This is a genomic window from Cyclobacterium sediminis (assembly GCF_054781075.1).
Genome location: NZ_BAAGVC010000008.1, coordinates 105,432 through 128,513, shown reverse-complemented (window position 1 = coordinate 128,513; position 23,082 = coordinate 105,432). Strand labels below are relative to the sequence as shown.

Sequence of the window (23,082 nt, the reverse complement as noted above, 5' to 3'; positions counted from 1 at the left end):
TATTTCTTATGTTAAATTATACTTTTCAGACAAGGAATGTGGAAGATACGCTTAATTTTTTTTTAAGATGATAGCAGATGATTTATTTGGCTTTTAAGTAAATGTCGAAATTTATGGCCAGATTGCCGTTTATGTCCACCGGTGCTATTTCCAAAATTCTATGCTTTGCTTTGTCTTTTGAAGCCCAAGGATCTTTCACGATATGTGGGTCACCTTTGAAATAAATTTGGGAGATTAATTCTTTGCTGTTTTTTTCAGTTACCCGGACATGAATATGAGCCGGTCTATACAGTGCTCCATTCAAATACTTGCCTGGTAAAATGGTTGTAAAAGCATACTCTCCCTTAATGTTTGTGTTTAAACCAGCTCGTAGCCTAAATGCTTTGGTATCATTATCATATTTGCCTTCAGTATCGCAATGCCATATTTCTACCAATGCATCTTGAAGCACAGTTGCACAATCTGACTTAAATACTTTTCCTTTTAATTCCAGACGTGTCCCTTTCAAACCTTCGTAGGTCAAATCTGAACGAATTGGTGCATCCGGACGATAGAATGGGCCTAAAATGTCATTGGTGGTGTCACAGTCACCTTTATATTCTCCATTGGCTCCTTTGGTTATAAAGCCAAATGTGGTCAGGGAGAAAGCTGTTAATGTTGACCTGATAATAAATTTTTTTCGGTCCATGATGATGTTGGTTGAATATACCTGTGTCAAGCTTAGGAGTAGTTTATAAACAAGCCATGCACCTCACTCCTTCAGCTTATTTCATATTAAATTAAGGATTTTAAACAAGGAACTCACCAGGTAGGGTAAAATATTAATAAGAACTTTTTAAAATTGAACAGAAAAAATCTATTAAAGTGGAGCTAGTTGGTCCGTAAACAATTAGATGATTTTAAGAAAGGACCTGATTTTTAGATTCAATTGGACTTAGGCTTAAATGCAGTTATTTTTCAAACTCCTGGCGCTTTAAGGTTAAAAATGTTGAATAGATTTTCTATGCAGATCCTGGTCCATAGCTTAATATCTTGGTTGTCCAGGTTCATTTCTAAATGTTCGGTAGCAGCGTAACTTAATAATGATAATAAAGTGATAGTTGTGCTTGCACCTTTATGTCGTGAATCTCTCGGCTTTCAGAACTTAGTATCACTAGTTTCCTACACCTATTCGTTTGGCATTGAATTGAGACTTAGTGGGCCCGGTCGCCTACTTATTTATTAAAATCCTTCTTTCTCTTACAATCCCGCATTTCCTATGGGCATAAATCAGCTTGATTAGGGCTACTTTAGAATTTGCTACTACAGTCTCTGCTGGCATTTCAATTTTCAAAAACCCGGTGCGGAAATTTTGAACTTGTTTGGATAATTATAAGCTAGAAATTTTTCAGGAAAGTTAATACTGCGCTGGATGGTTACCTTAGTTGATTGGTCCGAGACCTAGTAAATAGTTTATGTTTTGAATGCTTAATTTAAATCAACCTATGCTGTATTCAATTTTATCTTAGGCATACTAAATTTAAATTTCTAGGCAGACCCCATTAGTTTGCAACTTCTATGGAATCATATGCTAAAATTTGTCCTGCACTAATCAATCTTTTCTGGTACTTGGACTGATCAATATTTTGAACAGAAACTTTTTCATCTATTGCCTGGGCGGCTGCTATCCCTGCAGATTCACCATTTATCATAAAAACAGGTTCCATTCGTGCGGAAGCATAACCTAAATGTGTTGCCGAAAAGCAAACTGGAACCAATAAATTAGTACACTCATGGGACAGTGGGGTAATGGCACGGTAAGATATTGGATAAGGAATATTGGTTGGGCCTTGTGCGCCGCCTATGAACATTTTTCCCCCAAGGGCCACAAAAACAGAATCATTGCGTTCTGCTACAATACGGCGAGAAGGATAGGTATCAATCCCATATTGAGCCAACCCAATAGGGTCTTCAACTTCCATCTTGTTATACACATCATGTTCTGTGATGGTATAGCTTCCAAGCAGTCTCCGTGATACCCTGATATATAGTTGGTGGGGCCAACCATTAGTCTCCGGGTGATGATTGATATCCAACCCTAAGCCTTTCACATAGTTTTTGTAATCTTGTGGGATTCTAGAATCAGTGGACATAAAATGATAAAGCCCTTTTAAGTAGTCCTTGTGCATTTTCCATATCCGGGATTTTGTTGCATAATCTCCATTGGCATAACGATGACTTATCCCCACCGGAGCCATAGTGATCAGAGATTTTCGCTGATAGTTATATTCCCCATCATTTTTCCAACCAGGAAAAATCTGTTTCAACTTCAAAATCAATTCATTGGAAGATGGTATTGTTTTCTTCAGATATTCAATATAACGTCCTATGAGTTCATAATCTTCGGATTTATAATCTTCAGGTGGGGTAATCAAGGTCTGATTAGTAGTATCAGAAGTAAGGTAAAACCTAAAATTGTAAGCTTGAGTATAATGGTCACCACTCCCCAAGGGTTTCCCATGATCGGTTTCCACCCACTTTAAGAGCCCACTACTTGGGTCTCCGGGTATTACATAAGGATCAATCGGTGTGAAATGATCCAAAGGACGAACTCCTGCCAAAGTTTCTCCATGATCAAGAGTGGATTCTCTACCAATTCTGAAAGAGACACCAGCTTTAAATAACAAATCTCCTTCATAGCTGGCATCAATATACATTTTGGACTTTACCACCAGATTGTTACTTTCTTCTGCTTTTTCAATAGGTAATCCTTCACTAGTAAAAGGAGCAAAATCAAATAGGGCCTTTTCAATGATACCATTATTCAACAGGCATAAATTGACACGATGATCATAAATCACGTTAACCTCGTATTTTTTGAGTAAAGAAAGAAAGTCTTCTCGGATGTCTTTAGGACTTATTTCGGTTCTATTTGATACTCCTTTCCTAAACCCTAAAGTGTCGACCAATCCTCTGCTCATCCCTCCCACAGCATTTATATTCGGGCAATCTTGTTCCGGTTTTATACCTGCACCAAGAATACCTCCAACCCACCGACTTGGTTCTATAATAACTACAGATTTACCTTCTCTTTTTACCGCTAAGGCAGCCAATATTCCCGAAGCTGTGGCCCCGTAAATACAAACATCAGCTTCAATGATCCGGTTGGAGTTAATATTCGGATCAGGTTTTTTATTTTGGCATGAAACAGTTAAAATTAAAATAATCGTTAATAAGGTAATTGAGCTCTTCACCATTTTTATTTCTATTCATTTGTTTGAATGCATCCACTAATTCAGGGTTTGGCTGTTAAAATTGTTATGGTGCAGGCTATTTATATTTTCACAATTAGGCCCACTACCACATTATAGAGTACCGTATTAATAGATTATTGGTAGGGTGAATAGGCTAAAAAACCTCGTCATTTTAACAACACCAAACGAATATAGTTATTTATTACTATAAGCGATGAAATAAAATATTGATCCTTGATAATCTCTAAAGTGGATCCTGCCCATTATTAATGTGAATAACAAAAACCAATTATAGGCAGAATTCATTGAAAGACGAAAAGTTATAATTAATATGTTTATAGATTGAATAATTCCGGATACGTAACTGTTACCTGTTTGATTTTAATTATAAAATTATAAAACTACGTTCACTAAAAGCAGGCAAGTTGGGTCCTCTATCATAAAAATATTTGATATTATCCTTCTTATCTGATATACCTAAACTGTACAAAACGGGCACATAATGGTCAGGAGTGGGAGAAGCTATTTTCCCCAGTTTGTGGCTTGTTTCATATTTAATTAGATTATCAAAGTTACGTTCATCAATCTGTTTTTTTAACCAAAAATCATATTCTGCTTCCCAACCATATGGAGTCATATCGCCACTTCTCATTTTTTGTCCAGCCATTTGTAAGTTATGAATTAAGGAGCCACTTCCTATTATCAGGACGCCTTTTTCCCTTAAGGGTTTTAATTGATTTCCTAAGTGATAATGATAATTTGGATTTGCATGATAATCAATACTCATTTGAAATACAGGAACATCGGCATTTGGAAATAAGTGCATAAGCATAGGCCAAGCGCCATGATCCAGGCCCCAATCTTCAGTTTGCCCTACTGAAGGTACAATTCTAGTAACCTCTTGAGCTATTTCTGGTGCTCCCTCGGCATGGTACCTTGGATCATAAAAGTGTTTTGGAAAACCATAATAATCGAAGATTTGCTCTTGTTTTCGAGAAATATTAACAAATGTTCCATTGGTACACCAATGGGCTGAAATTATCAAAGCAGCTTTAACCTCATAGTCTTTTTGTAAGGTTTTACCTAATTCAAATAAAGTGTTCCAGAATGGACGTTCTTCTTTCTTCATAGGAATATCCATAGGATTACCATGAGAGGTAAATAAGACAGGCATTCGCTTGCTTTGTTTAGGTAAGGCATCTGTAAATGCTTTTAATTGATGTAAGTCATTCATAGCTACAATTGATATTGCTGATTTTCTTTTCAGTTTACACATGATGAAGTAAGGAGCTCGTCAATTAAACGATCTCCTTACTTGATATAATACTATGCAATTTTCACTTTTTTACTTCTTCCCCAAGCAATAAAGTAGGCTGCTAAACCCAGAAATATACACATCCCTATCGCTTGAAACTCACCCCTAAACACATGGAAAATAGTAGCCAAAATCATGACTATTACCAAACCATAAGCAGCTAATACACTAAGTGTGGGTTTAATTTTTAACAAGGAAGGAAGCAATAATCCCAGGCCACCTAATAATTCAGAAAGTCCAATAAACCTTATTAATAGGACCGGTGCTTCGGTCACCCAAGGGATAGAATTTGCTATTTCTTTGATAGGCTGAAAAGTTTTCATCCCACCAGCCATTATAAACATAATTGCCAAAATTACTTGAGCTACCCAAAGTAAAATGTTCAATGTTTTTGTATTCATGTTTTCTGAATTAACTTTTGTTATATACTTTATTTAAAAATTCACTAGCTGAAGTAGGTTTTCTCCTTAAAACTTTTTCCAAATCTCCGGCATGGTTTTCTAATTCACCTTGATTGATAGCTTCGGCGAAACCTGCAAAAACACCAATATAATCAGCAGGTACTCCTGCCTCAGTCAACACTTTTTTATAGGTTTCTTGATCAGGACTAACATATTTAATGCTTTTCCCTGTAATGCTTCCTAGTATATCAGCTAGCTCTTGAATGCTTGGATTTTCAGAATTTGAAAAATTATAAGACTTATTGATATGCCCATCTTCTATTAAAATATTGGCAGTTGCTTCAGCCATTTCATTTCTTAGGGTAAATGCGGCCTTTCCTTTTCCTGCAGGTAAAAAGATTCCTGTTTCTAATACTTTTTCGCCAAAAAACATTGGCAAAAAATCCATATACAGATTGTTTTTAAGAATGGTATAATCCAAGTCACTCTCCTCTATCCATTTTTCGGTATCAATATGCGACTTCGCAAGAAAGGCAATGGGAGAAGTTTCCGTTTCATTTTTCCGTTCAAAGCTGGTGTATACAATATGCTTCACTCCTGCTTCCTTGGCTGCCTTAATTGCATTTTCATGTTGCTTACTTCTATTGGCAATGTCTGAACCTGATACGAGTAACAACTTACTTGCCCCTTTAAATGCACTTACCAAAGATTCATAATTATCGTAGTCTCCTTTTTTTAGCTGCACCCCTTTATCTTTTAATTCACTAGCTTTACCTTCATCTCTAACCAATGCCGAAATATTATTTGCATTTACACCTTTCTTAATTAAATAATTTATGGTGGCGCCACCATAGCTTCCTGTTGCTCCTGTTATTAAGATCATTTATTTATATTTTTTTGTTATTAATATCACAAAATTACTACCTTTGATATACAAAGTATAGTAAATAGCTAATAAATACCACTATACTTTTGTATACCAGGTCTTAAAACAATTGATAATGAGTTTAATAGATGATTTTGAAGACGTAAAAAAATGTCCAGTACAATATGTATTGGCCATTAATGATGTATTGAATGTAATTAGTGGAAAGTGGAAATTACCAATTATTGCAGCCCTTATTCACGGAAAAAAACGGTTTAAAGGCTTGCAAGATTCTATAGATAAAATTACTCCCCGCATGCTTTCAAAAGAACTAAAAGAGCTTGAGCTAAATGGTATTGTGAATCGGATTGTTTATGATTCAACTCCGGTTTTAATTGAGTATGAATTAACAGAATCTGGTCATCGTCTTACCAATGTGATAGATCCTATGGTAATTTGGGGTTTAGAACATAGAGCGGTTACTTTACAAGCATAAACAATTTATAGGAAAAGAAAATAATTATCAGGGATTACCAATGCTTCGAAAAAGGCGGAAATATTCAATTTAAACCAAAATATCCTTATTAAGCTTGACTAATTAGATGTGGCCCTCATGTTTTATCGTTTAGCGATAATTATTTTTTGTCCTATGGCTGTTTGATTTTAATATTTCCTTTACCTTCTTATAATAAGTTTTTCCAATTGGGATTTCAATATTCCCAATTATAACTTCACGGTTAGCCCATTGTCGAACTTTGTTAAATGGAACAATGTATGAACGATGTATCCTCATAAAACCTTTGGGCAATAATTCCAATATATGATTCATGGTCATGCGTGTCACTACTACCTTGTCACTTATACGATGTATTTTGAGATAGTCTGTATAAGCTTCAATAAATAGGATGTCTTCAGTAGAAATTTTCACAAGGCTGTAATCCGCCTTTATAAAAATTTCCTTTTTAATATTCCCTATTTGATATTGATGAAATTCTAAAGCTTTATCCACCCCTTGCATGAAACGGTCTAAACTATAGGGTTTAAGTAAATAGTCTACCGCCTTAAGATTGAAACCATCAATGGCAAATTCGGAATGTGCAGTTGTAAAAATGACCATACACCTATTTTTCAGAGATTTAAAAAAGTCAAGTCCTGATTGTGCAGGCATATTAATATCTAGGAATAAAAGATCTACATGGTTTTCGGATAACCAATTTTTGGCAGCTTGGGTACTAGTAAATGTTTTGATTAGCTCGACTTTGTCAGTTTCTTGTGAATATCTGGACAGTATATTCAATGGCATTGGCTCATCGTCAATAGCTATGGCTTTAATCATGTAATTCCAATTTTAAATTTACTTTGTACTGATCAGAAAAATTATCAACCTGCAAGGTATGTTTATTCTGGTAAAGCATACTTAGTCTTTCTAAGGTGATTTTCAAACCAGCACCGCTCTTCTCATGATTCGGGATGTTAACATTAGTCTTCCTATTTTCTACCAGGAGGTTGAGCGTTTTTCTATCCATAGAGATCACTATTTTTATTAGAGATTTTTTGTCTGGATTAATTCCATGCTTGAAAGCATTTTCAATAAAAGGAATTAAAATGAGCGGAGCAATTTTCAATGATTCAGAATAGGACCCTTTTAAATCGTACAAAAGCTTTACACTGTCTCCAAGTCTTTGGCGCTGCAATTCTATATAATTTTCCATATATGCCATTTCCTTCTGTATTGGTACCCAAGGGAATTGAGCATCATGGACCACATACCTAAGCATTTCGGAAAGCTTTAAAATACTGGTTGCTGTTTGAAGAGAATTATCTTCAATGGCCTGCCCGTAAATATTGTTGAGGGTATTGAATAGAAAATGCGGGTTGATTTGTTCTTTAAGGGATAAAATTTCCATTTCATTTTTGGCCTTCTCTACTTTGAACAACCGTTCCTGAATTCTCAAAAAAATGGAAAATATCACTACTGATAAAAACAACAGAATGTTATGACTAATGGAAATAAGAAAACTATTTTTATTAGGAGGACGCAATTGCTCATCCCTATTCATGCCACTAATACCGGAGAGATCAGAAGGCTCGGGGGTTGCAACCATTTCAGCATCAATTGATACAAATTCTGTCAGAGGTGAGTATCCTGTAAGAATTGAAGGAGCGAGAATAATTACCACAAATGAAATGAAAGTAAGAATGATATAGATCACATATTTTTTTCTCAAGAATAATCTGGTAACCAGAAAGTAGTAATTGAGATAAAAAAATCCAATCATAAGAATACTTGCTAGCAAATCCCTAAATGCTGGTAATGTATGATTGACCAGAGATACACCATCAGGTCTTGGAGATAGAATAAGTGAGAGTAATAAAAAAATGATTACTCCAATTAAATGTAGAAGAAAAGACTTTTTAAAAATCACCATATGATTATAACGTTTTTTTTAGGCCATTTCTAGAAAGATAATTATTGCATTGTTTGAAAGTGCTTCAAATTCAATTTTTTCTGACTGGAAAACTGCAAGGCCATCTGATTTTTGCAGTAGACAGTTCTCAATTTCAAAAGCACCCTGAATAACCCAAGCAAAGATGTTGGGCGTAGTGGAAACATATTCACCTTTAGCTCTTCCTTTCCATTGACCTACCACTGCTTTAATCAACCCACATTGAGAAGCCCCTTCGAACAAAATTTCCAGTTTGTCTGTACAAAATAAAAACTGAACAAGCCCTTCAGTTGGTTCATTACATGCAAAACCTGCTATAAGATAGTGGACATCTGAATTTTCAAATTCATTGGATATGGTGCAGCTTTTTCTCGATAAATTTGGTAATAATAGGGCCCCACCAATGTCTACTTCATATTGTTTTTCTCTGTTTTGAACTTGTACTCTCCCTATTACAGGTAAGATCAAAAGCAGTATGTTTTCATCAAACATCAATTGCTCCATTTTACCGGCTCCCAGTGTAGTTTCTTGGAACAAATATAGAGAACTAACTGGCATGATAGAATGATTATCTTTCTCCTTATAATTAATAGAGTATCTAGAAAGGTATTCACCTTCCAGATGCTCTTCCTTACGCTTTTCAGCCAATATAATTCTTCTACTTTTTTTTACCATCATGCCGGTACTACGATATTGTGCGTTAATGAAAACCCAGCTGAGATACTGCCTGAAATGCTGCACATTTCGGTAATGACCCCGTCGCTAAATACATTGTCCTTGGCATTGTAAGTATAGCCATTCATACCTTTACTATATCCATACTCACTGGCGGCATTTACCTGTACTACCGCACTACTAGCCCCTTCCGGAAAGGCAATTTGTGTTACAAGAAGAGAATTGCCATTGTCATCAAAAACATGTACATGAATATGAGTGGCTCGACTTTGATACCAGCCAGGGAAAATTGAGGTGAAAGCAACTTTACCATTGGCATCAGCAACTTGTCTGCCTCTTAGGAAATGTTTGTTGGAGTAATCGACTTGCTGCATTTGAGTTCCCCCATATTCCGAATAATATCCGTCTTTATCACAGTGCCAAATATCTACAATGGCTCCTACAAGAGGCGTACAACTTTCATTCCCATTGAGAATAGCGATTTCAATATCCAAATCAACACCAGTCCTGTCACCGATAATATTCATTCGCTCAAGTGAGGCGGGGTCTTTGATAGGAAATGGGCCAGCTGTTTCAGAAGCAGTCGTTAAGCAATCGGCATTGGTTCCTCCCTCATTAACCAATTCATCAATCGGCATAAGGTCATCATCACTAGAACAAGCTGTAAACAAAGGAAAGGCCGTAACTCCAACCCCTAGTTTTCTGATAAATTCTTTTCTTTTCATTTTAGTTATTTTATGTTTGAACTTCAAATAAAATGAATTTGGTGAAGCCTTTAGAAAAAAAGAGATGGGTGGTGAGGAATTTGATGCGAACGTCGAATTTGAAGAAAAAAGGGGTTAAACGTGGTGGTTAATGAACCATAACTATTTTGATTCCACATCTCAGATTTAATTTCTTGTAAGACTTTTTTGAGTAATTCGACCAACCAAATATAGGGACTGCTCCTATTTTGGCTAGTGCTTGTGCAGGCTAATCCAATTTTAGAACGAGATAGCTTTCTTTGGCATATACAACTTCACTCAACAAAATTTACGAATAATGTCATTTTCCTCAATAACCTTTATATCCTTTTCCGACAAAGGATGGTACCGGGATAAAAAATTCAACCAAAACCGTTTTCATTTAATAAATAAGGGTTATTCTAATCCTCTACCCCAATTATTTAAACCTTTTTAATTAAGGAGTTGTGTATGGACTATAACTTCACTCACTTAACCCTTTCTTTCTGTTACAATAAGGATTTCGGACAAAGAAACCATTCGAGTTAGGATTTTTTAAATAAATTCATTGACAATGATCCGCATAATTACCGCATTTTTTTTTGTCGATAAAAAAGAAAGGTCTGGTGGGATACCAGACCTTTCGGGGTAGTTGATTATTTAAAAAAGTGGATTATAAATTCATTTTAGCGATTAATGATTAACCTTAATTGTTCAATCACACCGTCTTTTCCAAGCACCCTAATCATATACACACCCTGATCAAGCCTACTCAATGGAAGGGTGTATTCATGGGTGTTATCCCCACTCACGTTGAAATTCATAACTTGTCTTCCTTTCAGATCATAAATATTGATCCATACAGCTGAAGAAGTTTCAGGTAACCTGATAAATGCTTCATTGTTTGCTGGGTTAGGATAAATCATGGCTTTTGACAAAGTACTTTTTTGAATTTCATCATTACTTTCATCTTCATCAATATCTTGAGAAGATGCCTCTGCAGTCATGATTCTTTGATTAATTCCACCTTCACCATCTATAGGCTCAACACGCTCTAGAATAATTCCTGAAACGCTGGCATTATTAGCTGAGGCGATGAAAGTCAGGTTAATTTCCCCATCAGTGACAACGATATCCTCGAAGATCAATTCCGTTTCCTCGTAGTTGCTTTCCAGATAAAGGTCAAAATCATCTCTAACCAAACTGTCTTCAATCATGATGTCAAAAACGCGTTGTCCCGGTTGACCTGAAGGGCCTCCTAGGCCAAACCATAGTTCATTATGGAAGGTTCTAACCCTGTAAGTACCGTTGTCTACAGGGATAGTATAAGTTAAACTTTTACCATATCTATCGGTCTGGAACATTTCAACAGTACTAGAAGATGAATTACTGTAGGTCTTAGTACTGTTGTACATTTCAGGGAAGGCATTATCCCCTAAGAATAATTTACCTTGATAGGTTGTATTAACAGCTGAACCGGCATTTAATACCATAGACCATACCGGAGCTTCCTCCCAAATATTTATTTCTAAAGTATCTTTATCCATTACAGCCAAACTGTCCATCACTGTCAAGACTACATTATAAGTGCCTGCTTCTTGAAATAAATATTCAGGATCTGCCAATTCACTGGACCCTCCATCTCCAAAGTTCCAATTGTATATTAAATCCCCTGTACCTGTAGAAGAAGACCCATTGAAAGTTATTTCAAAAGGAGCTGATCCTTCCACTGCGGATGAGTTAATAATAGCAACAGGTGGTAAGTTAACAGCGGTTATTTCCTCAACCACAAAACCATTGATAGTGGCATTATTTTTACTGGCTTGAAGCCTGATATTTAATTCTCCATCCCTCACCTCTATATTTTCAAAAACCAGTTCTGTAGGAGCATTATCATTTTCCACATACAGGTCGAAATTACTTTTAACCACTTCACCCTCTATGCTAATAGTATATACCCTCTGGCCTATTTCTGAATCCGGCCCGGAGTTCCCAAACCACAATTCATTATGGTAGGTTTTAACGGTGTAGATCCCATTTTCTAATGGTGCTGTGATCGTAAAGTTTTTACCTGATCTTTCTGTCAAGAACATTTCTGGATCGCCTGCTCCAAAATTATTCCAAGTGGCCGCATTGGTAAATGTTACTCCTGATTCGGGTTCGCCATCAAAATCTATCCCCATATAATTAGTAGATAAGCTGCTACCTGCATTTACACTAAGCGCGTAAGCCGTATTAGACATATTCTCTCCTACAACAATTTCAATTTCATCCGTTGAAATATTTCCATCTTCGTCCGTTACTGTAAGGTTTACTATATAGCTGCCATTCTCTGTATAGGTAAAAACCGGCTGCATTTCATTGGAAAAGGAATTGTTTCCAAAGTCCCATTCATAGGTTAGGTCACCGTTTCCGGTAGAATTACCTGCATTGAAGGTTACTTCTAAAGGAGCATTACCTTCCAGCGAACTGGCCTCTGCCAAAGCCACAGGGTAGGTAATCATTTGCTGTTGGGCTTCGATTGAAAAGCCGGATAAGTTTGCATTGTTGACGACTGCCACCATTTGAATATTCAATGTATCATCTTCAACATTAATATTTTCATGGATTAACTCAAGTGGTTGATATTCATTTTCAAGATACAAGTCAAAGTTTTCTCTGACCAACTCGCCTTCGATATAAATATTGTAAACCCTTTGATTAGCTCTTCCTTCGGGACCATCCTGACCAAACCACAATTCATTATGATAAGTTTTCACTGTATAAATCCCATTTTGAACAGGTACCGCATAGCTAAAGTTATTACCCCAACGCTCCGTCAAAAACAAAGGAGGATCACCGACAACATTGTTGCTAAATGTATTGGACTCAGAATAGCTTACGCCGGCATAGTTTTCACCAAAAAATGATTCTGAATTGTAATCAACCGCAAGATTACTACCCGCATTAATGTTCAATTCAAATTCGGATGGTGCAAGTCCATTGACTGCAATTGAGTCTATAGCTACATCTCCAAAGGCGCTAGATACAGTTAACTTAACATTGTATTCACCCGGTTCCTCGAAAATATGCGTTGGATTTTGATCAGAAGAAGTATTTCCATCTCCAAAGTCCCAAGCAAATGTAAAGTCTTGTGGTCTAGAAATTTCATTTTGAAAATTCACCTCTAAAGGCACTATACCACCAACCGTTGAAGATTCAATATTGGCAATAGGTATTGCTCCAATTTCTCCTTTGTTGACAATGGAAATTCCGGCAATCGAGGCATTGTTAACTTTTGCAAAAAGATTCAAATTCAATATTCCATCAGTTATTTGTATGTCTTCAAAAACCAGGGCAATCGGTTGATTGCCATTTTCCACATACAAGTCAAAATTGGGTTTAACCAAATCATCCTCCAAAATAATGTCATATACTCGCCTTCCGGCTTCGTTTGGTCCACCATTTGGCATGCCAAACCATGTTTCAGTATGATAAGTAGTTACGGTATACACACCATTTGGCACCTCTATTTGATAAGCGATATTAGGGGCATACCTTTCCGATTTATACAATTCACTGCCAGATACGTTTTCATTCCGATAGACTTCTCCTCCATTATGAATTGAAGGTAGGTTAACATCTCCCTGGTAGGCGTTACCTTCCAATTCTACATTTGCAGTAGATCCTGTATTATAAAATAAAGAAACTGCTTCAAAATTACCATCAGCCACTATTGGTACAATAACTTCCTCATCATTCCTTAAAGTTATGACCAGATTAGCTGTAGCTGAAAGGCTTTCCCCTGTAAAGTCGAGTGAGAAATTAAATACCTCACCTGCTTTTAAAAATACTTCACTAAGAAACTCACCATCTGTGACTTCGATATCTTCTGCATTTTCTCCGGTTATAGCCATTGATTTAATGTAGAGTCCTGTTTGACCGTTAGTAAGGGCCAAAGTAACTTCCTCTGGTTGACCTTTTTTAACCAGAATTGTTTCTGGCAAGATCAACTCGCTTTCTACTATAGGGTCGGTATTAGGGTCATCAAATCCAAAGTATTCCATGTTCCCAATATTCCCACCACCTTTTCGCGGAGAGCCTGCTACCACATATAACCCCTTGCCCGAAACAATACCTTGTGTACCATGACGACCAAAATTAAGAGTGTCAAGCGTTTCCCAGGTTTGGCTTAAAGGATCATACATTTCTGTGGTAGAAAGTGCTAATGGGTTTGTTGCCACTTCTCCTCCTGCCACGATCAACTTGCCAAGGTAATTGTTAACCATTGCTGCAGCTCTAGGAGTTGGCAAATCCAAACTATCCGGTAAAGTACTCCAGGTCTGTGAATTAAAATCATATACATCTACTTCCGGTAATACCGGAGCAAAAGTACCTTCAGGACCTCCGGACTGTCTGCCTGAAACAGCATACAATTTATTCCCTATGGTAGCAGCAAAGAAATGGTCTCTAGCCCTGGGTGCATCATCCAACACAGTCCATTCCCCTGTCTCAGGATCGTAACTATCAAAATAATTTACATAACCTCCATCATGTCCATCGGTATTTCCACCTACAATATAAAATTTACCTCTATATTCTACCAACCCGGCAGATCCTCTCCTCCTATTTTCAGGAATTTCCGGCCCTTCTATCCATATCTCGTTTATAGGATCAAACATCCAAATATTGGTTGCAGGGGTTTCATTTGGAAAGTCATTGGTATCAAATGCTCCAATTACCCAAATAAGCCCCTGATAATATACTGCCTGAAAATGGTTGAAACTGTATGGGTTAATATCTGTTAATGACCTCCAAGAATCATTTTCAATATCGTAAATATCAATGGTAGTAGAGCTTTCTCTACCTCCCATTAAGTAAAACTCATGACCGGCTTGAACAAAGCTTCCTTCATGCCTAGGGTGGTAAGATCTGTTCTCATTTTTTTCATGCCAAGATTGACTCGTCAACTCAGGACTAATGGTCCAATTAAAATTAAATGTAACAGCATCCGAATGAATTTCATCCTCATCATCAATAGTAACTGTGATCCTGTAAGGACTATTGGCCAATGCTCCCTCATCAATTGTACCATACAATGTACCATTGGTAGGTTCTAAAAAGATCCCCGGAGGCAGTCCGGTAGCATGATAGCTTAAATTTCCGTTTCCACCAGCAGCCTGAATATACATACTTCCATCGCTCTTATGCCCTGCGAAATTAATTTGATCTTCCACTTTGGTGAAAGTAATCGGTGTTTGTATAGGTTTTCCAAGGATTTCAATACCGTTAAAAAGTGGATTTTCCTTTTGCTTATCAAATCTGATATTCAATTCGCCATCCGTGACGTTTACCTGGTATTGTTGCATGCCCCCTACCTGGTGACCAAACCTTTCGATTATGTCAAAAGAGGTTTCTACTACTTCTCCTTCTATGCTAATTCCATAATATCTTTTGCCTAAAGTCGATGTTCCAATGTATCCATTACCTATGTAAAGATTTACTGCATATTGGCCATTTGGAAGGGGTATTGAATACTCCAAATTGGCATCCGTAGTATAACGTTCGGTACTAAATATTTGAACATATTCTTGGTCTGTAATATAGCTAGGGATGGACTCATGTCTGTTTTCCAATGGAAAGTCGTTGTTCCCACTTTTGCCACTAGTTGCTTCAAAGAGCGAATTATTGACAGGTCCTTTGGCAAAATTTTCAACCCATGAAGGGCTACCATCCATGGTGTTTATAAGCTCTCCACCTCCATTTATTCTTAACAAGACCGTGAAATCTTGTTCTACCATTACTTCAAATGACTGCTCAATAATATATCCATTTTGGTCAGTTGCTCTTACTGTAATTAAAGAGGTAACTTCGTCCAGAGGGATATCTACTGAAAGCATTTGGTCTTCAACACTTGCTCCTACAACTGGATTGGTGTTTTCCGACACGGTAAAAGTCAAATTATTATCCCCATCATTATCTCCAAAATATTCCGTGAGGTCAATGACTACATCATCATCCCCCAAAAGCCGATTGATATCTTGTAATTCACGGATGTTATAAGGTTTTTCACCTACCACACGCATAAAGTTCCATACCCCAATAAAGCTTTTGGTGGGATCATTTGAAGTTCCAAATATACCAAAAGCCAAAGGTTGGTTAATATTTTGAATAGCATTAAGTATGGCTCCGGTGGCTTGAATTGTTCCAAGGGGCACCATTTCTTGATTGCTGTATTTATAAAATGGCTTTACTGTCCCAATTACCGGATCTACTTCAAAAGACAACTCTATAAGGGTGTTAGCACTAGGTCTTTCATTTTCTGGGATTGGTAAAAATAAAGGGTTAGGGTCTTCAACATCATTCACTTCTTGAGCGGCAAGCACTCCAGTTTCGTTAAAAACAAGCTTGATAAAATTGCTTTGGGTACCATCTCCTATTTGAATTCCTACTTCACCATCGCCATCAAAATCATAAAGTTGGCCCGGCGAAGATAAGCCTATCACTCCGGATGTAAGGACATAATTTCCAGTTTCAGTACCTACATTCACTCCGAGTTGAAAGCCCTTTTCTTGGGTATTAGCCATTCCATTGGCAGATCCACCTGTCATGGAAACCTGAATCGCTCCCGCAGTACCTCCATAGATGTCAGGAGGGCCCGGACTATCATTTCCTTTGTCCAGCCAATCCAACCAGTTTGGATTTGGATCTCCGTTGTTCATTAGACCGGTAAGACCAAGGCCTAAATAACCAAGCTCATCACCTGAAGCATCCGACTGATTGGTAAACAATTGATTTTCTAAAGGCAAATCTATGGAATAACCTATTTGAAATGCATCTAAGTGATCCAATATACCATCCCCATCATCATCTTCATCATTTAAGTTGGAAATTAAATCTTTGTCATAATCATTGGGAGCAGAACCTCCGGAACAATAATCCGTCCCATTGTCAATTTCATCTTGATTGGTATATCCATCGTGATCATAATCAGCCAAAGGATCAAACTCGGGATCATCTTCAGCAATGCAAAATATATCATCCGCGGGAGTCAACACCATTATTCTATTATCAAATGTAGCTGCCCAAATTGTTCCTGGATAAGAGGTGTTGTCTCCATTTGTAGTAATGCCCAATGCATTGCCACCATTTAGATTCCATTTGTTAAATTCAGCTTCTTTTAAAGTCCCATCTTCATTGAGGTGGATCAAATGTAAAACGCCACCATTTTTACCAACAATTAAGGCTCCCTTTAGTGCCCCATCAAAGTTGCTGGCAGTATATTCATCAATCCCATTGGAATTGTTAGGCACCACGGTAAGAATATTTGGTTGTGGACCGTTTGAATTGGTAAGGGTAGGTGAAATATAGTCAGCCTCTGCATCATTGGCTAAAGCCTGTGGTACCGGAGGCCAATTTACTGGGAGTGAATTGGCTGCATAATCTTCAAATCCTGGCTGTCCGGGTGCAATTGGCTCTAATATTTGAGTTCTAAACTTATCTGTTGGCGTAACGGTTGGAGTTATATTGGTAAAATTCTTATCATCACCTACGAATTTCGTATAAAGTCCTGCCCCTCCGGGAGTAAAAGGAAAAGCACTGCCCGCTTGATAAGGTTGCCCGGGATTCGCCCTGATTGGTGCTGGGTGCCCACCGTAAAAAGTGCCGTTAGTATAATTTTCCAAATCATTTGTGATCATTAGTAAGTGATCCTGATTGTCAACAAACTCTCCCGTTGACGTTGGGTTTAATGGACTTGCTCCCGGTTCTGCAGCATCATAGGCATTGGAAACCAAAGAAGGGTCTCCTTCGTTTGCAGGCATTCCACCCCAGTTAATATTGGCACCATTATCCGTCAGGTATACCCTCTTATTCTCTGTTACTACAAGGTCGTAAGAATTTCTGAATCCGGGCGAAAAAATTTGAACAGGACCATCTATGGTCACCATTCCCATATTTAGTCCATCATTCCCTCCAAAAGGGTCATTTACATCTACCCCATCATAAGCCGGATCATTGGGATCATAAATACCATTTACATTGGCTCTTGTTGGATCATCTAATGTCGGCACATCATATTTATAAGGCCTATTAGAATGGCTATCAAACTTAGTAGGAAGAGCTTCTAAAGCATCTAAATCTATTTTTAATACTGAACCTGCCAAAGCATATTCAGATATATAGGTGAAATTTTTGGAAGGAGAACCGGCATTTGTAAACCCCCCATTACTGATTAATAGATAAGGTTTCCCTCCAATGCTTGTATATTCTATGCCATTAATGGAATGATTTTCTTCCGATCTGGCAAGGCCTCGCACCAAATCAATTACCTCCCATTCTGTACCTGTCCAGCTCAACTTGGTAATCATACCTGAATTGGTATCCAACATGGTATCCCCACTAGGACCTCCCCATTTGGGATCACTTGAAGTAGCATAGATCACAGGATAATCTACAGAACCGGTAACCGTGATACCAGTAATTTGTCTCCCATATCTATTATCAAATGCCAAAAAGCCGTGGTCATCGTAATTAGGAATATCTTTAACACCTAGCAAAACTTCTTCTCCCACCACATCGTACTGATTGGGACCTTCTTTCGAAATGGTATAAATTTTGATTTCACCTTTTAATTGAGCTACGTAAAGTCTTTCATCAGGACCAAATTCCAAAGATGTTCCTAATTTGATCTCTTCAAACTCATTGAAATTTAATGCTGTTTGATTAAAGCTTATCGTTTGACCAAACAATACTCCTGAACTACCTAAACCGATCAAAATTACGATAAAAAACAATTTAACCGGAATATTTACCCGCTTTTCCATTATAAATAAAATTAAATATTATAAAACTGCCTAAATAGAAAAATATAAAAATTTTCAACTGTTTAACTAATACAATATTAATCATTTAAGTTATAAAATCAAACTTGAAAAGCATTTTAAATTGTTTCAAATACATTTTTAAAGCTTTATTTATTTTAATTAACTTGATATTTATAAAGATGGTCAATTAATTATTTTAATGGCTACTTTTGTACCCATCTATGAAGCAACAAAAGAGCTTTTTTATTTTGGTACTGATTCTTGGTGCTTTGAGCACCATTAGCCCATTCTCTGTGGACATGTACTTGCCTGCCTTTCCCGCTATTGCTAAAAGTTTGTCAACGAGTATATCCAAGGTTCAATTGTCATTGACGAGTTACTTGATAGGTATTGCCATAGGCCAATTATTTTATGGCCCTTTATTGGATAAGTTTGGAAGAAAAAAACCATTATATATTGGCCTTTGGATTTATGTTGCTGCATCCATTGGTTGTTCATTTACAAATTCTGTAGAATCATTGATACTAATGCGATTTATGCAGGCAGTCGGAGGCTGTGTAGGAATGGTGGCAGCGCAAGCACTTGTTAGGGATATTTTTCCGGTAAATAAAATTGCCCAAGCTTTTGCTTTGCTCACATTGGTCATTGCGGTATCCCCTATGGTTGCACCTACTTTAGGTGGCTATATTACGGCTCATTTTCATTGGCACTGGTTATTTATAATTTTAGCTATTATCTGTTCACTTCTTATATTGGCTTGTAAATGGCAACTTCCTGATGGAGCGGCTCCTGATGAAGGCATTTCATTAAAACCTAAAGCTGTTGCTACCAAATACATCGAGGTATTAAAAAATAAAAAATTTCTTACCTATATTTTAGTAGGTGGAATTGCAGGTGCAGCACCTTTTGCATATATAGCAGGCTCTTCAGATGTATTTATAAACATATATGGATTATCTGTAACTGAGTATGGTTGGTTATTTGCTTTTTTATCCGTTGCTATGATTGGTGCGACACAGTTAAACCATATATTATTAAATTATTTTAGCAATAGAAATATAGTCGTTACAGCTTTATGTTATCAGCTAGTAATTGGTATTGTTATGATATTAGGCGTGTGGTCAAATGCTTTGAACGTTTACTTCCTAATTGGATTGATGTTTATATTTTTAACAGGGCACGGTTTAAGTGTACCTAATTCTGCAGCCATCTCTTTGGCTCCTTTTGATAAAGATGCAGGAAGTGCAGCTGCTATGATGGGCTTTATGCGAATGGCTATAGGCGGTATTGTATCTGCTTTGGTAAGTTTATTCCATAATGGCACCGCCATACCAATGGTTTTTTTAATGGCCTCTTGTATCCTAATTGCAGGTTTGGTATTACTTTCCTATCTCTACGCTACAGGAGAGTTAAAATTTATGCTTAAAAGAAAAGATCAATAGTGGGCAAATGGACATATAATAGGTGATACCCGAATAATTTTTTAACTTTGCACTTTCTTAAAATAACGCTAGGCAAATAGAATGATTTCAGTAGATAATTTATCCCTAAAATTCGGCAAGAGAACCCTGTTCGAAGAAGTTAATTTAAAGTTTACACCAGGAAACTGTTTTGGCGTTATCGGAGCTAATGGTGCTGGTAAGTCAACTTTTTTGAAGATTCTTACAGGAGAAATAGATAGTACAACGGGTAGTGTAAATATTACTCCCGGCCAAAGAATGGCAGTATTGTCCCAAGATCACTTTGCCTTCCAGGATGAAGAAGTGCTTAGAACAGTTATAATGGGTCACAAGCATCTTTTTAATATCATGAATGAAAAGGATGCTATCTATATGAAGGAAGACTTTAGTGAAGCTGATGGAATTAAGGCTGCAGAACTAGAGGCTGAATTTGCAGAAATGGACGGTTGGAATGCAGAAAGTGATGCTGCTGCACTACTTTCAGGACTAGGAGTTACCGAAAGTTTGCATGGTAAACTGATGAAAGACCTTTCAGGTGATCAAAAAGTAAGGGTTTTATTGGCTCAGGCACTATTTGGTAATCCCGATATCCTTATTCTGGATGAACCTACCAATGACCTGGACGCAGAAACCATTGGTTGGTTAGAAGACTTTCTTGTAAATTTTAAAAACCTGGTAATCGTGGTATCTCACGATAGGCACTTTTTGGATGTGGTGGCTACCCATATTGTGGATATTGATTTTGGCAAAATCAATATATTCTCCGGAAACTATACCTTCTGGTATGAGTCCTCTCAACTTGCTGCCAAACAAAAAGCCGATCAAAACAAAAAGGCAGAAGACAAACGTAAAGAGCTTCAATCTTTTATCGAGCGTTTTTCTGCCAACGTTGCAAAATCAAAGCAAGCGACCGCTAGAAAAAAGATGTTGGAAAAATTAAATGTGGATGAAATCAAACCATCTACAAGAAAATACCCCGGCATTATTTTTAAACCTGAACGTGAAGCAGGGGATCAAATCTTACTTTCAGAAGAACTCGAACTAAAAAATGATGGCACTACCTACTTTACCGACCTTAACCTTATGGTTGATAAAGGAGATAAGATTGCCTTCCTTTCAAGAACCAAACAGGCCGTAACAAAGTTTTTCCAAACAATTATGGGAGAAATCCCTGTTCAGTCAGGAAGTTTCAAATGGGGAGTAACCATCAATAAGGCCTATATGCCCAATGATAATTCTCCTTATTTTGATTCCGACCTCAAACTGATCGACTGGCTCAGTCAATATTCAGAAAATCAGGAAGAAGCCTATGTACGTACATTTTTGGGAAGGATGCTATTTACAGGGGAAGAATCATTTAAAAAGGCATCTGTTCTTTCCGGAGGTGAAAAAGTTAGGTGTATGCTTTCCAGAATGATGCTTCAAAACCCAAATTTATTGGTTTTAGATGAACCGACCAATCACCTTGATTTGGAATCGATTCATGCGCTAAACAATGCCATGATTGATTTTAGCGGAACAGTGTTGTTTAGCTCCTATGATCATGCCTTTGTGCAGTCAGTGGCCAATAGAATAATTGAATTTACACCAACAGGCACCATCGACCGAAGAATGGATTATGAGTCTTATTTAGAAAGTGAAGAAATTAAAGCCTTAAGGGACAAAATGTACAAGACTACTTAATAGGAGTAGTAGAAGTAAAAAAAGCTGTGGAAATTATTTCCACAGCTTTTTTTTATTATACGGTAACACCGGTGGTACCGCCACCTTTTAAGGTTAGTTCTACAGGAGAATTTGTTTCCCATGATCCGGCAGTAAAGTCAGGTACATCAATAGAATTGGATCTATTGGCTACTGACCATTCACTCAATGGGCCAATTGCACTCCACAATGCTCCATCGTAAACATCTTGGTCAAGAGGTAGACCATTTCTAATGCAATCAATCATTCGCCAATCCATCATAAAGTCCATGCCTCCATGTCCTCCAATTTGCTTGGCCATTTCTCCTACTTTTTTAACAATTTCCGGTGTATATTTTTCTTCAAGAGCCTTCATTTCATCAGCTTTTAACCAACCTTCATGCCCAGTAGAAATTCCCGGAACAGGATATTTACTTGCCGCACCTTTGGTACCACTGAGCAAGTGAATCCTAGAATAGGGGCGCGGAGAACTCACATCATGCTGAATCATAATGGATTTTCCCTTTTTAGTTTTCACCATGGTGGTATTCATATTGCCTCTATAACTTTTTGTGGCAAAAGAGTTATAGAAATTATCTGTCTCAGCTAATTTTTGTGCATGTGCTTTCATCAGGAAATCATTGCTGGAAAGGGATGTCAAATAATCCATCTGATCTCCCCTATTGATATTCATGGCCTGACATACTGGTCCCAACCCATGAGTAGGATACAGGTTACCATTTCTGAAATTCTCTTTCAAACGCCACATGTCCTGGTAGCCGGTTTTACTAAAATTCAATCCCAATAAGTCGTGAATATAAGCCCCTTCTCCATGAAAAACATCACCAAAGAAACCATCTCTAGCCATATTGAGCGTCATCAATTCAAAAAAGTCATAACAGCAATTCTCCATCATCATGCAATGTTTCTTGGTACGCTCTGAAGTCTCAACCAATTGCCAGCATTCTTCTAAAGTAACCGCAATAGGCACCTCACTACAGGCATGTTTTCCTGCCTCCATGGCATAAACAGCCATCGGTGTATGCCATTCCCATGGTGTAGCAATATAAATCAAATCCAGATCATCCCTGTCCACCATTTTCTTCCAGGCATAAGCAGAACCACTGTAAGTTTCTGGTTTATGTGATGTACCTTCCAAAGATTTCACCACTTTGTCTACCATCTCAGGTCTTAGGTCACAAAGAGCTTTAATTTCAACTCCTTCAATTTTACTCAACCTGTTCACAGCACCCGGTCCTCTACTTCCTAAACCAACGATCCCAACTCTCACCACTTCCAATTTAGGGGCGGCGTAACCTGACATATTAAACCTTTGGGCATGTTTTTTCTTGCTTTGGGCAAGTACTTGCTCCTGTTCTTCTAGCGACAAACCTTTAAATCCAGTTCCCACAACTCCTAATCCGGCAAGGCCGGAGAGCTTCAAAAACTCTCTCCTATTATTACTCATAAGCACATTTAT

General features: G+C 37.4%; 14 protein-coding genes. 3 read left to right on the top strand and 11 right to left on the bottom strand.

Annotated elements, in window-relative coordinates; genetic code table 11:
- Positions 1-82: 82 nt before the first annotated feature.
- The 5 genes from ACYVHJ_RS11260 to ACYVHJ_RS11240 all read right to left on the bottom strand — a co-directional run bounded on the left by ACYVHJ_RS11260 (position 83) and on the right by ACYVHJ_RS11240 (position 5,832).
- Positions 83-688 (bottom strand): dioxygenase family protein, encoded by a 606-nt coding sequence (locus ACYVHJ_RS11260; protein WP_339905547.1) that lies wholly within the window; start codon positions 686-688, stop codon positions 83-85.
- A gap of 853 nt (positions 689-1,541) precedes the next feature.
- Entirely contained in the window at positions 1,542-3,236 is a 1,695-nt protein-coding gene (locus ACYVHJ_RS11255) for an FAD-dependent oxidoreductase (RefSeq protein WP_460514809.1), read from the bottom strand.
- A 382-nt stretch (positions 3,237-3,618) separates the two neighbouring features.
- The gene (locus ACYVHJ_RS11250) at positions 3,619-4,467 is read right to left on the bottom strand and encodes a dioxygenase family protein (protein WP_460514931.1); all 849 of its coding nucleotides are present in this window, start codon (positions 4,465-4,467) and stop codon (positions 3,619-3,621) included.
- A gap of 92 nt (positions 4,468-4,559) precedes the next feature.
- Positions 4,560-4,949, bottom strand: coding sequence for a DoxX family protein (locus tag ACYVHJ_RS11245; RefSeq protein ID WP_460514807.1), 390 nt, complete (start codon positions 4,947-4,949; stop codon positions 4,560-4,562).
- Between the two features lie 10 nt (positions 4,950-4,959).
- A complete protein-coding gene (locus ACYVHJ_RS11240; RefSeq protein WP_460514805.1) occupies positions 4,960-5,832 on the bottom strand; it encodes an SDR family oxidoreductase in 873 nt (290 codons plus the stop codon).
- 118 nt (positions 5,833-5,950) lie between these two features.
- On the opposite strand from ACYVHJ_RS11240, the gene ACYVHJ_RS11235 reads away from it, so the two are divergent.
- Positions 5,951-6,310, top strand: coding sequence for a winged helix-turn-helix transcriptional regulator (locus ACYVHJ_RS11235; RefSeq protein WP_460514803.1), 360 nt, complete (start codon positions 5,951-5,953; stop codon positions 6,308-6,310).
- Between the two features lie 129 nt (positions 6,311-6,439).
- Here ACYVHJ_RS11235 and ACYVHJ_RS11230 read toward each other — a convergent pair whose 3' ends face one another.
- From ACYVHJ_RS11230 to ACYVHJ_RS11210, 5 genes are all read right to left on the bottom strand, one after another.
- Positions 6,440-7,150: a LytR/AlgR family response regulator transcription factor gene (locus ACYVHJ_RS11230; RefSeq protein ID WP_460514801.1), complete on the bottom strand. Its 711-nt coding sequence runs from the start codon at positions 7,148-7,150 to the stop codon at positions 6,440-6,442.
- Positions 7,143-8,243 (bottom strand): sensor histidine kinase, encoded by a 1,101-nt coding sequence (locus ACYVHJ_RS11225; protein ID WP_460514799.1) that lies wholly within the window; start codon positions 8,241-8,243, stop codon positions 7,143-7,145. Before ACYVHJ_RS11225 ends, ACYVHJ_RS11230 begins: the two co-directional genes overlap by 8 nt.
- An 18-nt stretch (positions 8,244-8,261) precedes the next feature.
- On the bottom strand, positions 8,262-8,939 hold the full coding sequence (locus tag ACYVHJ_RS11220) for a hypothetical protein (RefSeq protein ID WP_460514797.1): 678 nt from the start codon (positions 8,937-8,939) through the stop codon (positions 8,262-8,264).
- Entirely contained in the window at positions 8,936-9,661 is a 726-nt protein-coding gene (locus ACYVHJ_RS11215; RefSeq protein WP_460514795.1) for a peptidase associated/transthyretin-like domain-containing protein, read from the bottom strand. Before ACYVHJ_RS11215 ends, ACYVHJ_RS11220 begins: the two co-directional genes overlap by 4 nt.
- A gap of 683 nt (positions 9,662-10,344) precedes the next feature.
- A complete protein-coding gene (locus ACYVHJ_RS11210; protein WP_460514793.1) occupies positions 10,345-18,462 on the bottom strand; it encodes a malectin domain-containing carbohydrate-binding protein in 8,118 nt (2,705 codons plus the stop codon).
- A gap of 221 nt (positions 18,463-18,683) precedes the next feature.
- On the opposite strand from ACYVHJ_RS11210, the gene ACYVHJ_RS11205 reads away from it, so the two are divergent.
- Positions 18,684-19,904, top strand: coding sequence for a multidrug effflux MFS transporter (locus tag ACYVHJ_RS11205; protein ID WP_339901090.1), 1,221 nt, complete (start codon positions 18,684-18,686; stop codon positions 19,902-19,904).
- 81 nt (positions 19,905-19,985) lie between these two features.
- Entirely contained in the window at positions 19,986-21,605 is a 1,620-nt protein-coding gene (locus ACYVHJ_RS11200) for an ABC-F family ATP-binding cassette domain-containing protein (RefSeq protein ID WP_339901092.1), read from the top strand.
- A 55-nt stretch (positions 21,606-21,660) separates the two neighbouring features.
- On the opposite strand, the gene ACYVHJ_RS11195 is transcribed toward ACYVHJ_RS11200, so the two are convergent.
- Positions 21,661-23,070: a Gfo/Idh/MocA family protein gene (locus ACYVHJ_RS11195; protein ID WP_339901094.1), complete on the bottom strand. Its 1,410-nt coding sequence runs from the start codon at positions 23,068-23,070 to the stop codon at positions 21,661-21,663.
- Positions 23,071-23,082 lie beyond the last annotated feature (12 nt).